This window comes from Phycisphaeraceae bacterium (assembly GCA_019454185.1).
In the GTDB taxonomy this organism is placed as follows: Bacteria; Planctomycetota; Phycisphaerae; order Phycisphaerales; family UBA1924; genus JAHBWV01.
On the sequence record CP075368.1, the window covers coordinates 1,837,599 to 1,851,110 of the forward strand.

Sequence of the window (13,512 nt, forward strand, 5' to 3'; positions counted from 1 at the left end):
TCCCGTGGGGAGGTGCCCGCGTCTTTGACCGGCTGGGCACATACCATTCCGGCAGACATGGCGATCCCTCCACACGTGATCATCTGCCCCGGCCAAGGTGCCCAAGCGATCGGCATGGCCAAGACTTGGTGCGAGCTTTCCCCTGAGGCCCGCAAGGTCTTCGAAGTTGCCGATTCCGCGCTCGGAACACGTCTCGGGCACACGCTTTCCGATCTCTGCTTCAACGGCCCTGCCGAACGACTCAATCAGACCGACGCCTCGCAGCCCGCGATCTACACCGCGAGCATCGCGTGCTGGCGCGGCCTGCTCGCCGAATGGTCGATGGGAGCCAACGAGACCGACCTCGTCGCCACCGCAGGCCTCTCATTAGGTGAGTACACCGCGCTCTGCATCGCAGGCGCACTATCCTTTGAAGACGGCCTGGAACTCGTCACGCTCCGCGGCCGCGCAATGCAGGACGCCGCCGAAGCACAGCCATCCTCAATGCTCGCCCTCATCGGTGCCGATGAGCCCCAGGCCCGAACCGTGTGCGACAAAGCCGCCGAGGGCGATGTCCTCGTACCCGCTAATTTCAATGCGCCCGGTCAGATCGTGCTGAGCGGCCACAAAGCCGCGATCACACGTGCCGCCTCCGTCGCGACCGATCTCGGCCTCCGCGCCACAGAACTCGCTGTCGCCGGCGCGTTCCACTCGCCGCTCATGGCCCCCGCCGCAGACCGTCTACGTGACGCACTCGCCCGCACGCCGATCCGCGCGCCCCGCTGCCCCGTCATCTCGAATGTCACGGCAAGCCCCCACAGAGCCGAAGATTCCACTCTCGAAGACTCCATCCGCCAGAGACTCGTGGACCAACTGACCTCACCCGTGCGATGGGCGGAATCGTGCCAGACGCTTTCATCTCTCGCCTCCACCCGTCCGGGAGTTGAGTTCCACGAACTCGCGCCGGGAAAGACCCTCGCTGGACTGATGCGACGCATCGACAGAAACATCAAGGTGACGACCCATGAAGACCCCACACAGACACACGCAGCGTAAATCCCGCATGCGCCGCTGGCATGCTGCGGCTCTGTCGATCACGCTCTTCCAGGCAGTCGGAATCGGTCTCGTCGCGGCACTCGCCGTAACGCCGATGGCCTGCAAAAAGGCACCCCCGCCACCACCACCGCCGCCACCCCCGCCGCCACCCCCGCCCAAGCCACAACAGGTTGAGATCTCTGCCCTCATGCAGTCCATGGGCACCGATCCCCGCGTGCAGTTCCCGCAGGAACAATCGCCCGTCAGCGAGCCCCTCGCTCGCGCCATCATCACACTCGCGACGGGGCTCGCAAAGGGGGACGCCCAGACCGTCAAGTCGGTTCTTGCTCCGCAATCCGGCGCGATCGTCGACGAACTCCTTGCGTCCGGCGGCTGGGAAGAGGGAACTTCCAAGATCGAAGGCGTTCGCGTCGTCTTCATCACGCCCGACGCGCTCCAGAACGCAGAGCCCAGCGAGGCAAACGTCGTGCTCGCTATCCAAGAGCCCGGCGCGGCATACGTCCTCGCGTGGACTGCCAAGCAGGCCCTCGCAGGGTGGCGATTCACCTCCATGCCCTCCACAGGCCAGACTCGGGCCCGCGCCGCCATGTGGGACAATCAGCCGGAAACCCTCTACGCAGATGCGGGCGCGTTCACGTTCAACGAGGCAGGCCTCGACGACGAGATCGCCAAGATGCTCGAAGGCCTGACGCCCGATCAACGAGCCGCCGTCGAAGAAGCCCTCAGACAGAATCCCGACGTCATCCGCAAGTCCACTCCAGGCGGACCAATCACCATCCCGAACCCGGGTGGCCCAGCGCCGGGCGGGCGTGACGCCAACTGATCTTCCTCCCACCAACTCGCTCCAACGCTCCGCAGAGAAAATCATGTCCGACATTCGCACCGCTATCGTCACCGGCGCATCCCGCGGCATCGGAAAGGCCATCGCCCTCCGACTCGCCAGAGACGGCCGCCACGTCGCGCTCGTCTCACGCTCAGCAGGACCACTCGGCGACGTCAAACACGCCATCGAAGCCGCCGGCGGCAAAGCATCTGTCTTCGCCGCCGACGTCGCCGACAACAAGGCATTCGCTGAAACCATCGAGAAAATCGCGACCGATCTCGGGCGCATCGACATCCTCGTGAACAACGCTGGCATCACGAAAGACGGGCTCATCCTTCGCATGTCCGACGAAGACTGGAACACCGTCATCCAGACGAACCTCACCTCCTGCTTCGTCGCGATCAGGGCCGCCGCACGCCACATGATGCGCGGCAAGTTCGGCCGCATCGTCAACATCTCGTCAACCTCCGGCGTCGTCGGCAACGCCGGACAGGCCAACTACGCCGCTGCAAAGGCCGGTCTCATCGGCCTCTCCAAGACCGTCGCCCGCGAACTCGGCGGCAAGAACATCACCTGCAACGTCGTCGCCCCGGGTTTCATCGAGACCGACATGACCTCAGACCTCCCCGCGGAGATCAAGGACAAAATCCAGCAGATGATGGCCATCCGCCGCCTCGGCGTCTCTGACGACATCGCCGCGGCCATCGCCTACCTCACGGCCGACGATGCGGGCTACATCACCGGCCAGACGATCTGTGTTGACGGCGGCATGACGATGTGTTAGGGCTTATTGGGGGGTGGACAGCCGCTATTCCGTGATGGATGGATGGTCGATAAAATGTGCTGTGGTCGCTCCCATCACCAACGTGCCGATACCCGCAGACTTGGCCAAGGAGCTTGAGGCCCACGCAGTGCGCTCAAACCCGAATCCTGATCCAGTCTGAGTGAGAGTTTGGAGCTTCAGTCCGGCCTCTGCTTGGAGGTCAGGACGATGAAGAAGTCGAGGTACACGGAAGAACAGATCGCGTTCGCGTTGAGGCAGGCGGAGAGCGGCACACCGATCGTCGAGGTCTGCCGGAAGATGGGGATCTCGGAGCAGACGTTCTTTCGGTGGAAGAAGAAGTTCGCGGGGATGGGGATCACTGAGGTCCGGCGGCTCAAGCAGTTGGAGGAAGAGAACCGCAAGCTCAAGGCGTTGGTGGCGGATCTTGCGCTGGATAAGGCGATGCTGCAGGATGCCCTGCGGGGAAAACTCTGACGCCTGATCGTCGGCGAACCATGGTGCAGAAGGCACGCATGGCGTACCGGGTGAGCGAGCGTCGCGCGTGCCGGGTGTTGCATCAGGCCCGTGCGACGCAGCGGTACAAATCGGTGAAGGACGATCAGGCGGTGCTTCGAAGTCGGATCAGGGAGATCGCGGGCGTGCATGTGACGTGGGGCTACCCGCGGATCTGGGTGAAGCTGCGGCGGGAAGGCTGACGCGTGAACCGCAAGCGCGTGTATCGGCTGTACCGGCAGGAGGGGCTCTGTGTGGGCCGGCACAAGCCGCGGCGGCATCGCAGCGCGGTGACCAGGCCTGCGCGGACGACGGCGATGCGGGTGAACGAGAGCTGGAGCATGGACTTCATGGCCGACCAGCTCTTCGACGGGCGGAAGTTTCGGCTGTTGACGTTGGTGGATGACTTCAGCCGCGAGCAGGCCGTTGAAAAAGTGCTCTTGAGCGGGCGCATCCGCAACGGCTGGTGCTGCGAACAGTTGGGTATGAAGGGCAAACCCGAGCGTCAGGCGGCAGTCTATCACACGTTCAACGTCGAGGACCTGATCGAGCCCGGCCATCCGCTGCGTGCGATCAAGCGGATGGTCGATCGCGCTCTGGCGGACATGTCCCGGACGTTCAAGGCCGCGTACAGCGATCGTGGCCGCCCGAGCATCCCGCCCGAGACGCTGCTCAAGGCCCTGCTCTTGCAGTGCCTGTACACGATCCGGTCCGAACGCGAGCTGTGCCGGCGGCTGAAGACCGACCTGCTGTTCCGCTGGTTCCTGGACCTCCAGCCGTCGGACGACGTGTTCGATCACTCGGTCTTCACGCACAACCGAGTGCGGCTGAGCGAGCATGGGATCACACAGAAGTTCTTCGACCACGTGGTGAAGCAGGCGATTGATGCCGGGCTGACCAGCGACGAGCACTTCACCGTGGACGGCTCCCTGATCCAGAGCCATGCGTCGCTCAAGAGTCTCAAGAAGATCGAGCGGGAGGCCGCCGGAGAGGATGATGGGGGCGATCCGCCGACATCGGCCGGAGGCACGCGGGGACGCAACCCGTCTGTGGACTTCAAGGGGGAGCGTCGCACCAACGCCACGCACCAGAGCACGACCGACCCCGAGGCGAAGCTGTACAGGAAGGGCGACGGCGTGGGCGCGTTCCTCTGCCACTCGGGGCATGCGCTCACCGAGAACCGGCATGGGCTGGTGATGTGCGTGCGTGTGGACGAGGCGTGCGGCACGGCCGAGCGTGAGAACACGCTGGCGATGCTCGATCATCTGGAGCGGCGGCACGGCGTGCGTCCGGAGACACTGGGCGCCGACAAGGGGTACGACGCGGGGCCGTTCCTCTTGGAACTGGAGCGGCGTTGGATCGAGCCGCACGTGGCCATCAAGGCCGGGAAGATCGATCCGACCAGCGAGCGGGCCGACGACGGGACCTGGGCCCGATGGTTCGCACGCGGCGAGCAACGCACCGCGGCGTTCCGGAAGAGCCAACGCCGACGAAAGCTGGTGGAGGAGTTCTTCGGATGGGCCAAGACGGTGGCGGGGATGAGAAGAGCCAGGCACGTGGGACGCGAGAAGATCAGCCAGTGCTTCGATCTGGCGGCCGCGGCGTACAACCTCGTGCGGATGAAGAACCTGCTGGCCGGGTGAATCGGACCACACGAGCCGAGCAGGCGGGGCCGATCAAGCAGGGCTCGTGCCGCTGGACCGAATCAGGCCCCGGCGTGTCGGCCATTGTTCAACGGCCTGCGAGAGCCCGGTGATCGAGCTCGATCACCGGCTGACGGGCGAGCTGCGCCATGTTCTGGACAGAGCAAATAGATTTCATGATCAGGACATAGCATCATTCTGAATGACCATCTTCAATTGCAAGATAATGAAGTATTGATTTCACAATAACGTCAGCAGACATTTGCTGCACTACTAGCAGAGGGTATCCAGTGCAATAGAATCCTCGCGTGACGCTCGGAAGACCGCTCCACTCAGTTTTATTGTCATTGTTTAGTAGTTTATAGAGCCAGTCCGCTGTCCTGATGGAAAATGCCCGTTGTTCAGTCGACTTGACCCGTGTGACAAAGACATCCACATTCTGAGTCAAGTCCAAGACATCAGCATCCCGGTCCAAACTGATCACGATTGCGTTTGGGGCTAAGTCTTGCGTAAGTACATTAATTTCATACTGTAGACGTGATGCCTCTTCAGTGCCCATGTCTCTTGTATCCCATCGATTGTCAGTCGTACCAGAACGTGATTATCCTGCCATCAGGCGCAAATATGCCGCCAGGCTTTCCTTTGATCTTAATTGCCCGTCCTACTTCAGATGTGACTTCGAATGCTTCTTTACTATACCTATTTGTGTTGAAGAATGCAATCGCATCGTTCATGTACTCTTCGAGGGATTTGCCATGCTTTTCAGCATGTTTTTGCCAATGGTACTCAATCTTCCCCGGATTGGTAAACTTCTTGGTGATCCAATCTGGAAGCTCGGCACACTTCATGTTATGCACCCACGCGGCTTCGTCTCCGACGAGGTACGTGTGCGCGTTGTCAACGGTGAGATTGTAAACGGTGACGCGCTGGCTCCAGAAACTCAACGAATCGACGACGGCGGCGCCACCCATCGTCCGAATCACGTCTCCAGCTGCGAGCGAGTCCGCACGTATCCAGCTACCGACTCGTGCCTCTTCATAGAACGGATGCTCATCGGTCGTGTCGATCACCTCGCGGTGGCCTGACTCGTGGATCACCGCGACGCGCAGCAGCGAGGTCTGCTCCGTCACGATCATATCGACCACCGGCTGGAACTCGATGGCGCCGGTCGATTCGTTGAGGGTGATCACCTGATCGCCAATACGGACATCCTCGATCGGGATCTGCCCGAGCGTCGTCCAGACCAGTGTTCCAGCCGCGAAGCACCCGCACGCCGCGGCGGGCTTGCGCTTGATCCAGTCCGCCGCTCTCGCCAACATGGTCCCACCCGGTCCCAGCAACCCATTCCGCGCTCCGCTCAGGAGCATCGCCCCGGCCTTGCTTGCGTAGTGCTTCGCGCCGTTCCATGCTGAGGAGGCGACGCCGCCGAGGAGCTTGCCGATCTTGCTGGTGGCGAAGAGCTTGGCGAGCTTGCCGCCGGGGATAATCCCCATACCGAGCGCGACCGCGGTCGCGCCTGCACCTTGCTCACCCAGAGCGAATAGGGCGAGGTCGCCTGCAGAGGCGAGTCCGGGGATTGGCAGGTAGCTGGCGATTGTCGCAGCGAGAACGGCCGTGGCCTTGGCGCTCATACCGATTGCCTGCATGAATGCGGCCTTGGATCCCGCGTCTTCGGCGAGGAACTCGTCGACCATGTCGAAGGGGTCCCAACTGAGACCTAGCGGATCGCTGCGGTTCCAAGGGTTGGACCCGAGGTACTCGTACAGGTTCATCCCGTCCCCGTACATGTCTTCGGCGGAGAAGGCGAGAGCGAGGGCTCCGACGCCCTTGCCGTGGTAGACCGACGCCTCCAGGAGCGCCATCGCCGTGGCGTTGGGGTCGAGCTGGAAGAAGCGGCCCAACTGCGGCGAGTAGAGTCTGTTTCGGTTGTGACAGATCGTGTGGCCGAAGGGTACCAGACGAGGCGACTCATTGGCAGCACTATCTACAACCGCCGCATCCAGCCGGTCGATGAAGATCCCCTTGTGGCCGAGGTGCATCTGCGGGAAGGGCAGCAGGTGGTCGGCCACCAGCACCTGGCTCAAGCCGTTTCGTCAATGCGATGCGTTTCTCGATGTGGTCGCTGGGGGGGGTGGGTGGGCATCGAAGTCGCCGCAGAGCCGCCGACTTCGATGGCACGGGCGTCGAACCTCCCGATACCGCCGCGGCGCGGCACGATCGGGTGTTCTCATCCCCCCATGGGGACGACATGAAGCTCGCGGACGCGAACGGAGAGGGGGGGATGTGCTGCGCAGCGCCCTTCGGGCGTCGAACCTCCCGATACCGCCGCGGCGCGGCACGATCGGGTGTTCTCATCCCCCCATGGGGACGACATGAAGCTCGCGGACGCGAACGGAGAGGGGGGGATTCGAACCCCCGATACGGTTACCCGTATACAGCATTTCCAGTGCTGCTCCTTCAGCCTCTCGGACACCTCTCCAGGTGGCAAGCCGGTCGGGACCGGCTGAGGGCGGGAAGTATAGCGGGGAGTGGTTCTGGGGGCAGCGGGTTTCGCATCCGGGGCTTTGGGGTGGGCGGGGTCGCCGAGTCAGTCGGTGTGGAAGGGTTGGCGTGAGGGGCGTGGTGGCGGGTGCGAGATGTGTAGACTCGGCGGCATGAACGCGATTCTGCTTGCGATCGGTGCTGGATTGTGCTGGGGCATCGGTGAGCTTTGCACGAAGAGCGTGCTGCACACGCACAAGGTGGGGCCGCTGACGGCGATCGCGGTGCGTTCGACGGTGGCGTTGCCCGTGATCTGGGCGGCGTGGGCGGTTGCGATGTATGTGATGAAGGTGGAGCCCAGGGAGTGGATGAAGGCGGGGACGCCGACGCTGATGAAGTTGACGCTGGGTTCGGGTTTGGTCGCGGGGGCGGCGGCGATGATTCTGTTCTATTCGGCACTTCATGTGGGCGAGATCGGGCGGATCAAGCCGGTAGCGTTCGCGATCGCGCCGGCGGTTGCGGTTGTGTTGGGATGGATGCTGCTCGGCGAGGCGATGACCGCGAAGAAGGCGGTCGGTGTGGTGATGATTCTTGCCGGTGTTGTAGTTTTGACCGGAAAGTGAGCGAGCGATGGATACACGGCGTGCGTTTCTTGGGCGTGCGATCGGTGCGGCGGGGACGATGGGGCTTCTCGGGGCGGCATCGCGTGCGATCGCGGAGGAGTTGTCGGTTTTCGACGGGTCTCCGGGCGATCTGGCGATGAACGAGGACTACTGGTTTCATGTGCAGCAGGCGTTCAGCGTGGATCGCTCGGTTGTGAACTTCAACAACGGGGGGATCTGCCCGTCGCCGAACATCGTTCAGGACGCGATGCGGCGGTTGCTGGAGTACACCAATCGGCACCAGACGTCGAGCGCGCTGTGGGGCGTGTTGCAGCCGCAGATGGAGGGGGTTCGTGAGCGTGTGGCGCGCCAGTGGGGCGTGGACAAGGAGGAGGTGGCTTTCACACGGAACGCTTCGGAGAGTCTGCAGATCTGCCAGATGGGGATGGAACTGGAGCCGGGCGATGAGGTGCTGACGACGACGCTCGATTATCCGCGGATGGTCAACACGTTCAGGCAGCGGGAGCGTCGCGACGGGATCAAGCTGGTCCAGTTCAAGTTGCCGATCCCTCTGGAGGACGAGGATGAGGCGGTGCGGCTCTTCGAGAGCCATATCACGGATCGCACGCGCATCATTCTGATGTGCCACATCATCAATGTGACCGGCCAGGTGCTTCCGGTTCGGAAGATCTCCGCGATGGCGCGGAAGCGTGGGATCCCGGTGATTGTTGATGGCGCGCACTCGTTCGCGCATCTCGATTACACGCTCGCGGAACTGGAGTGTGATTACTACGGGGTGAGTCTGCACAAGTGGCTCTTCGCGCCGCACGGAACGGGCCTGCTGTATGTGCGACGGGAGAAGATCAAGGGGCTGTGGCCGCTGATGGCGGCAACGGCGGCGCAGGACGAAGATATCCGCAAGTTTGAGGAGTTCGGGACGAGGCCGATGGCGAACTGTGTCGCGATCGGAGAGGCGTTGACGTTCCATCAGGGGATCGGGCCGGCGCGCAAAGAAGCGAGGATGCGGTATCTCCGCGATCGATGGGCGAGGCGACTCCTCGCTCATCCGTCGGGGCGGGTGAGGATGCACACGAGTCTGGATCCGCGGTTCAGTTGCGGGCTCGGGACATTCCAGATCGAGGGCGTGGATTCAGGGAAGTTGCGCGATGTGCTGTGGGATCGGCACCGGATCTTCGTGATCGCGTTGAAGCACGAGGAGTTTGAGGGGATACGCGTGACGCCGAGCGTGCATAGCACGATCGAGGAGGTTGATCGGTTCAGCGAGGCGATTGAGCGTGTGCTCGAGAAGGGGCTGCCGGGGTGAGGCCGATTCACCACTCGTAGCCCATGTCCTCGGCAATGCGGTAGATAGCGGTCAGCAACATGGCGTGTTGACGCAGGATAGTTGCCGATTGGACATCGCCCCCATGCTCGGCCGCCACAGCGCCGACGTTGGCCTGATGCATCGCTGGAACAACATCGCCTGCCTCCATGATTGATTGCACGCGTTCTTCGATCGACCCGGCCGCGACCCCATCAAATGTAATTGCAAGCCGCGAATAATCGAGCCTTCGAAGGAAGTCTCGAAGTTCCATCGATGGTCTCGTCCGGACATTCTGCGAGATCCAGGCGGCAAACGCGTCTTTGGCCGAGCGATTCTCGGCGATCTCTAGCAGGGCGTTGAAGAAGTGCTCTCGAAGGCGCAACCCTGACGAATGTTGCTGCGAACAGTTGGGTATGAAGAGCAAGGGCCGGGCACGTGGGACGCGAGAAGATCAGCCAGTGCTTCGATCTGGCGGCCGCGGCGTACAACCTGGTACGAATGAGCAACCTGCTCGCCTCGTGAGCACGAAACCAGAGCAACCGACGACCAGCCCGTGAGAACAATCCGCCGTCGCGCCGCGAGCGAGTTCCGCCCGGAGAGACAAAGCGTGCTGCCGCCGGGGTTCTACAACGACCTGCTAATTGGCGGGATCCAACTGATGCGTTCAATCGTCGAACGCGCCTTGCGACTGCCGCACAATCTAACCGGTAGCGTAAGGGCTTGCTACTTGAGGTGCCGGATAGGGATGATGCGCCAGTTTACAGCCGTTCTATGTCGTTTCCCACACTCTCCCCCTCATCGCATCCACCACCGCCGTGGGCTGGACGTGGTCGAGATAGCGGATCGTCGTGAGCAGCGACCGGTGCCCGAGTTGGCGGGAGATGATCCCGACATCGACGCCCTCTTCCCGTAGTTGCGCCGCGTGGGTGTGTCGCAGCCCGTGGGCGTGAACGCGCTTGGCGATCCCGGCTTGGCGGCCCAGCCGCTTCATTAGCCGCCGCACGTACCCGGTGGTCACGGGCGTGCCGTAGGCGGTGCAGAGAAGCGGCGCGGCCGCGACTGGGTCGGTCTCCCCGTTCGCCGGTGCCGCCACCCGTTGGCCCCTGCCGCGTTCGGCGAGCCAGGCCGCCACGACGGCCGCCGCCCCGGGGTCGAGGCCCACGGCCCGGTACCGGTCGCCCTTGCCGTGCAGGACGCGGATCACCCCGTTTTCGAGGTCCACGTCCTTGGGCTGGAGCGCGAGCGCCTCGGACACCCTGAGCCCGGCGCGGTACATGAGCGTGATCAGCGCTCGGTTCCGGAGCGCGACGGGGGTGTATCGGCCGCAGGCGTCGAGCAGGGCCCGGACCTCGTCGTCCGTCAGCACCTCGGGCGGCAGGCGGCGCTTGGGCTTTGGCCGACGCGGGGTTCGGGCGGCCGTTGCGGCCGACGCGGCCAAGGTTTCCCCCGGTCGTTCTTCCCGTGCGACACAGGCGATACGTGCGCCACGTTGTTTCGCGATCTTCCGTTCGACGCGCTCGCCTGCGGCCCATGCGGCCCTTGCGGCCCGGCGGTCGGGAACATCCGATGCCCGCTCGCGCTTCGCCCCGTCCGTTCTGCCCCTGCCCTTCTGGCGACCTCGCATGCCCTTGCTCCCGCTGGGGTTACCGCTCGGGGAGCCGTTCGCGGGAGCATCCCGCGGCTACGGACCGGCGACCAAAGCGGTACCGGTTGATGGAGGGGCGAGCAGGCGAGGATTGCAAGCACATGAAGTTTGCGAATCGAGTCACTGCGGCATTGTGGCAAGTGCAGCACTCGGTAACATGCAAACTGTCCGATCGGACGAAACAAGCGGGAGTGATCGTGATGCGAATTCAGTGTGCGCGTGTCTTGGCCTTGTCTGCTGCAATCGGAATGTGCTGTGCTGGCGCATCCGCCCAGATCACCATCCCGACCGTGCCGATCGGCAACCCCGGCAATGCACCGGACCCGTTCACGGGCAATCTCTACGGCTCGGTGGCGTACACGTACAACATCGGGCAGACCGAGGTAACCAACGCGCAGTACGCGGCGTTCCTGAACGCCAAGGCCGCGTCGGACCCGTTCGACCTGTACAACACGAACATGGCTGGGTCGGTGGGCGGCATCACCCGCTCGGGCTCGCCGGGCTCATACACCTACTCGACCGTCAGCGGCCGGGCGAATAACCCGGTGAACTTCGTATCCTTCTGGGATGCGTGCAGGTTCGCCAACTGGCTGCACAACGGCCAGAGCGACGGCGACACAGAGACTGGTGCGTACACGCTGACGCCCGACGGCATCTGGTTCAACACCATCACCCGCAACGTGGGGTGGCAGTGGGCGGTGACGAGCGAGGATGAGTGGTACAAGGCCGCGTACCACCAGCCCGCCAGCGCGGGCGGCGATAGCGACAACTACTGGCTGTACCCGACATCGAGCAACACGATCAACACCTCGCAGGCGAACTACAACAGCGTCATCGGCAACACCACGCCCGTCGGCTCGTACGCCGCGAACTTCTACGGCACGTTCGACATGGGCGGGAACGTGTGGGAGTGGAACGAGGCCGTCATTTTCGGCAACCTCCGCAGCCACCGCGGCGGGTCGTACAACGAAAGCGATTTCTTCCAGCGGGCCGACAACCGCATGGACATCAACGGGGGGGGCCACGGCTTCAACCTCGGGTTTCGTGTCTCCCAAGCCATTGGCCTGCCATCATGTCCCGCTGACTACAACGGCTCCGGAGACGTGGGCGACATCCTCGACTTCCTCGACTTCATGGACGACTTCGGGTCGTGCACCAATCTTCCCTCACCCTGTGGCCAGTTCGGCAACCCCGACATCAACGGCGACACGATCGTGGACATCGTGGACTTCCTCGACTTCATCGATGCGTTCGCGCAAGGGTGCTGAGGCAGTCGGCTTCTCGCCGCCGGGCTCTGTGCCTTCCCAAGTTCCGACCTCCGGTGATGCTGTCGTGGCATTGCGCTGGTTCTGTGACGGGAGCGGTGGCCGATCAGCAGATCATGGGGTATATTGGTCGTAGATCCTCCCAGGACGCTGTTGCGACCGGTTGATCAGCAGCATCCGCGTCGCGGCCCTTGCGGGCCAAGCGTCCTCAGCAGCCAGCCCCATTCCGAAAGGCGTGGGGCTGGTTTCGTTCTGGGGCCGCCCGGTCCGCGCGAGGTCCGCGCACCAGGGATTCGCGCACCAACGTATCGCATGTGTCGCACGTATCGCGGCAGGTCAGAACCTATGGCGGGAGGCATGGCCGCAACGGCCGCATGGGCCGCAAGTCTGCGTGCCATCCCTCGGTACCGCCTTGAGTGGGCGAACGTAGCCCACGGATGCCGCGTTCCCGCACCCGGCGTGAGCGTCTTCCCCGGCAACGGGCCGAATGGGCCGCACGGGTCCACCTACGCCATCGCGGCTCTTGCCGCCCGCACAGCCGCCGCCACGCGCTTGGTCTGGTCGTGCGCTTCGTCGGCGGTCGCATCGAGCGCTTCCCGCGCCAGACGCATCTGCTCCTCCCACGGCGTACCGGGCGGTGGGGGAACGTGCTTGTTCGGGTCCAGACTCGCCAGGCGCTCCGCCTCCCGGAAGTCCCCGCGGGCCCACGCCAGCGTCTCCTGGATGTGCCGGTACGTCTCGCCGTCGGTGTGCTCGGGCTTCACCAGCGCCAAGCCCGGCTCGCGCGCTGCCTTCAGGGCGCAGATCCGGTGCGTGAGCATGTTGTCGCGGGCGCGGCTCTCGGCGTCGTCGCGCTGCGACTGCCGCTCGATTCTGTTCAGACGCGATCGCAGCGATCGCATGGGCGGCTCCTCCTCGCTACGAGGTCACGAACGTCCCGCCCGCCGCGAGCCACTGCTCCAGCGGGTTGGGCGCGGCCTTGTCGAGGATCACCAGCCGAGGGTGCGACACGCGCCCGCAACGGTCGCACCCGATCCGATCGCCGGGCCGGGTGGTCAGATCGCACTCGGGCGGCCCCTGCACGAAGTGCTGCGGCCAGCCGCGCCCGTTGCACCTCGGACACTCGCCGACGATGTCGCGCCGATCCTCCAGCCGCTTTATCGCGGCGACCTGCCTGCTAAGGAAGACGTCCCTGCTTCGCCGTCGCCATCGGCGCCTCCAGCGCGGTGCAGCGCGGCGTGACACCGCGCTTAAAACCGGGATCTGGCTGCACCGGCTGTCACGCCGGGTATACGCAACTCGCGTATTCAGCGTGGGTTACAAGAAGTGGAGCGGAGGAGAGTCGAACTCCCGACCTCATCATTGCGAACCCAAACATAACATGAGCCAGAACCCATAACCAACGCTAGAAACGACAC

Annotated in this window: 14 protein-coding genes and 1 tRNA gene; 9 read left to right on the top strand and 6 right to left on the bottom strand. The window is 63.7% G+C overall.

Features of this window, described 5'->3' with window-relative positions; all coding sequences use genetic code 11:
• Positions 1 to 57 precede the first annotated feature (57 nt).
• From KF838_07775 to KF838_07800, 6 genes are all read left to right on the top strand, one after another.
• The gene (locus KF838_07775; GenBank protein QYK49742.1) at positions 58 to 1,035 is read left to right on the top strand and encodes an ACP S-malonyltransferase; all 978 of its coding nucleotides are present in this window, start codon (positions 58 to 60) and stop codon (positions 1,033 to 1,035) included.
• Positions 1,004 to 1,858 (top strand): hypothetical protein, encoded by an 855-nt coding sequence (locus KF838_07780; GenBank protein ID QYK49743.1) that lies wholly within the window; start codon positions 1,004 to 1,006, stop codon positions 1,856 to 1,858. The genes KF838_07775 and KF838_07780 overlap by 32 nt, the downstream gene beginning before the upstream one ends.
• Before the next feature lie 43 nt (positions 1,859 to 1,901).
• Positions 1,902 to 2,642, top strand: a complete 741-nt coding sequence (fabG, locus tag KF838_07785; GenBank protein QYK49744.1) for a 3-oxoacyl-[acyl-carrier-protein] reductase — start codon at positions 1,902 to 1,904, stop codon at positions 2,640 to 2,642.
• A gap of 207 nt (positions 2,643 to 2,849) precedes the next feature.
• Positions 2,850 to 3,116 carry a transposase gene (locus KF838_07790; GenBank protein QYK49745.1) on the top strand — a complete coding sequence of 89 codons (267 nt, stop codon included), beginning with the start codon at positions 2,850 to 2,852 and terminating at the stop codon, positions 3,114 to 3,116.
• A 20-nt stretch (positions 3,117 to 3,136) separates the two neighbouring features.
• Positions 3,137 to 3,337, top strand: a complete 201-nt coding sequence (locus KF838_07795; protein QYK49746.1) for a hypothetical protein — start codon at positions 3,137 to 3,139, stop codon at positions 3,335 to 3,337.
• Between the two features lie 3 nt (positions 3,338 to 3,340).
• The gene (locus KF838_07800) at positions 3,341 to 4,777 is read left to right on the top strand and encodes an IS5 family transposase (protein QYK49747.1); all 1,437 of its coding nucleotides are present in this window, start codon (positions 3,341 to 3,343) and stop codon (positions 4,775 to 4,777) included.
• A 581-nt stretch (positions 4,778 to 5,358) separates the two neighbouring features.
• Here KF838_07800 and KF838_07805 read toward each other — a convergent pair.
• Both KF838_07805 and KF838_07810 read right to left on the bottom strand, forming a co-directional pair.
• The gene (locus KF838_07805) at positions 5,359 to 6,861 is read right to left on the bottom strand and encodes a Hint domain-containing protein (GenBank protein QYK49748.1); all 1,503 of its coding nucleotides are present in this window, start codon (positions 6,859 to 6,861) and stop codon (positions 5,359 to 5,361) included.
• 308 nt (positions 6,862 to 7,169) lie between these two features.
• Positions 7,170 to 7,256: transfer RNA gene (locus KF838_07810), tRNA-Ser, on the bottom strand.
• Positions 7,257 to 7,431: 175 nt separating this feature from the next.
• Here KF838_07810 and KF838_07815 point away from each other — a divergent pair.
• Positions 7,432 to 7,881 (top strand): DMT family transporter, encoded by a 450-nt coding sequence (locus KF838_07815; protein QYK49749.1) that lies wholly within the window; start codon positions 7,432 to 7,434, stop codon positions 7,879 to 7,881.
• Positions 7,882 to 7,888: 7 nt separating this feature from the next.
• Entirely contained in the window at positions 7,889 to 9,184 is a 1,296-nt protein-coding gene (locus tag KF838_07820; protein QYK49750.1) for an aminotransferase class V-fold PLP-dependent enzyme, read from the top strand.
• A gap of 7 nt (positions 9,185 to 9,191) precedes the next feature.
• Here the strand turns inward: KF838_07820 and KF838_07825 are convergent, their stop codons facing one another.
• Entirely contained in the window at positions 9,192 to 9,566 is a 375-nt protein-coding gene (locus KF838_07825; protein ID QYK49751.1) for a hypothetical protein, read from the bottom strand.
• 387 nt (positions 9,567 to 9,953) lie between these two features.
• On the bottom strand, positions 9,954 to 10,808 hold the full coding sequence (locus tag KF838_07830) for a tyrosine-type recombinase/integrase (protein QYK49752.1): 855 nt from the start codon (positions 10,806 to 10,808) through the stop codon (positions 9,954 to 9,956).
• Between the two features lie 311 nt (positions 10,809 to 11,119).
• On the opposite strand from KF838_07830, the gene KF838_07835 reads away from it, so the two are divergent.
• Entirely contained in the window at positions 11,120 to 12,097 is a 978-nt protein-coding gene (locus tag KF838_07835) for an SUMF1/EgtB/PvdO family nonheme iron enzyme (protein QYK49753.1), read from the top strand.
• A gap of 503 nt (positions 12,098 to 12,600) precedes the next feature.
• Here the strand turns inward: KF838_07835 and KF838_07840 are convergent.
• Together KF838_07840 and KF838_07845 are read right to left on the bottom strand one after the other, a co-directional pair.
• Entirely contained in the window at positions 12,601 to 12,996 is a 396-nt protein-coding gene (locus KF838_07840; protein QYK49754.1) for a hypothetical protein, read from the bottom strand.
• 16 nt (positions 12,997 to 13,012) lie between these two features.
• Complete coding sequence (locus KF838_07845) at positions 13,013 to 13,339, bottom strand: hypothetical protein (protein QYK49755.1); 327 nt, start codon at positions 13,337 to 13,339, stop codon at positions 13,013 to 13,015.
• Positions 13,340 to 13,512: the final 173 nt, after the last annotated feature.

What these genes read in the sequence shown, in the direction of transcription:
- KF838_07775 (QYK49742.1), top strand. Translation starts at nt 58, where the DNA reads ATGGCGATCCCTCCACACGTGATCATCTGCCCCGGCCAAGGTGCCCAA.
- KF838_07780 (QYK49743.1), top strand. Translation starts at nt 1,004, where the DNA reads ATGAAGACCCCACACAGACACACGCAGCGTAAATCCCGCATGCGCCGC.
- fabG (QYK49744.1), top strand. Translation starts at nt 1,902, where the DNA reads ATGTCCGACATTCGCACCGCTATCGTCACCGGCGCATCCCGCGGCATC.
- KF838_07790 (QYK49745.1), top strand. Translation starts at nt 2,850, where the DNA reads ATGAAGAAGTCGAGGTACACGGAAGAACAGATCGCGTTCGCGTTGAGG.
- KF838_07795 (QYK49746.1), top strand. Translation starts at nt 3,137, where the DNA reads ATGGTGCAGAAGGCACGCATGGCGTACCGGGTGAGCGAGCGTCGCGCG.
- KF838_07815 (QYK49749.1), top strand. Translation starts at nt 7,432, where the DNA reads ATGAACGCGATTCTGCTTGCGATCGGTGCTGGATTGTGCTGGGGCATC.
- KF838_07820 (QYK49750.1), top strand. Translation starts at nt 7,889, where the DNA reads ATGGATACACGGCGTGCGTTTCTTGGGCGTGCGATCGGTGCGGCGGGG.
- KF838_07830 (QYK49752.1), bottom strand. Translation starts at nt 10,808, where the DNA reads ATGCGAGGTCGCCAGAAGGGCAGGGGCAGAACGGACGGGGCGAAGCGC.
- KF838_07840 (QYK49754.1), bottom strand. Translation starts at nt 12,996, where the DNA reads ATGCGATCGCTGCGATCGCGTCTGAACAGAATCGAGCGGCAGTCGCAG.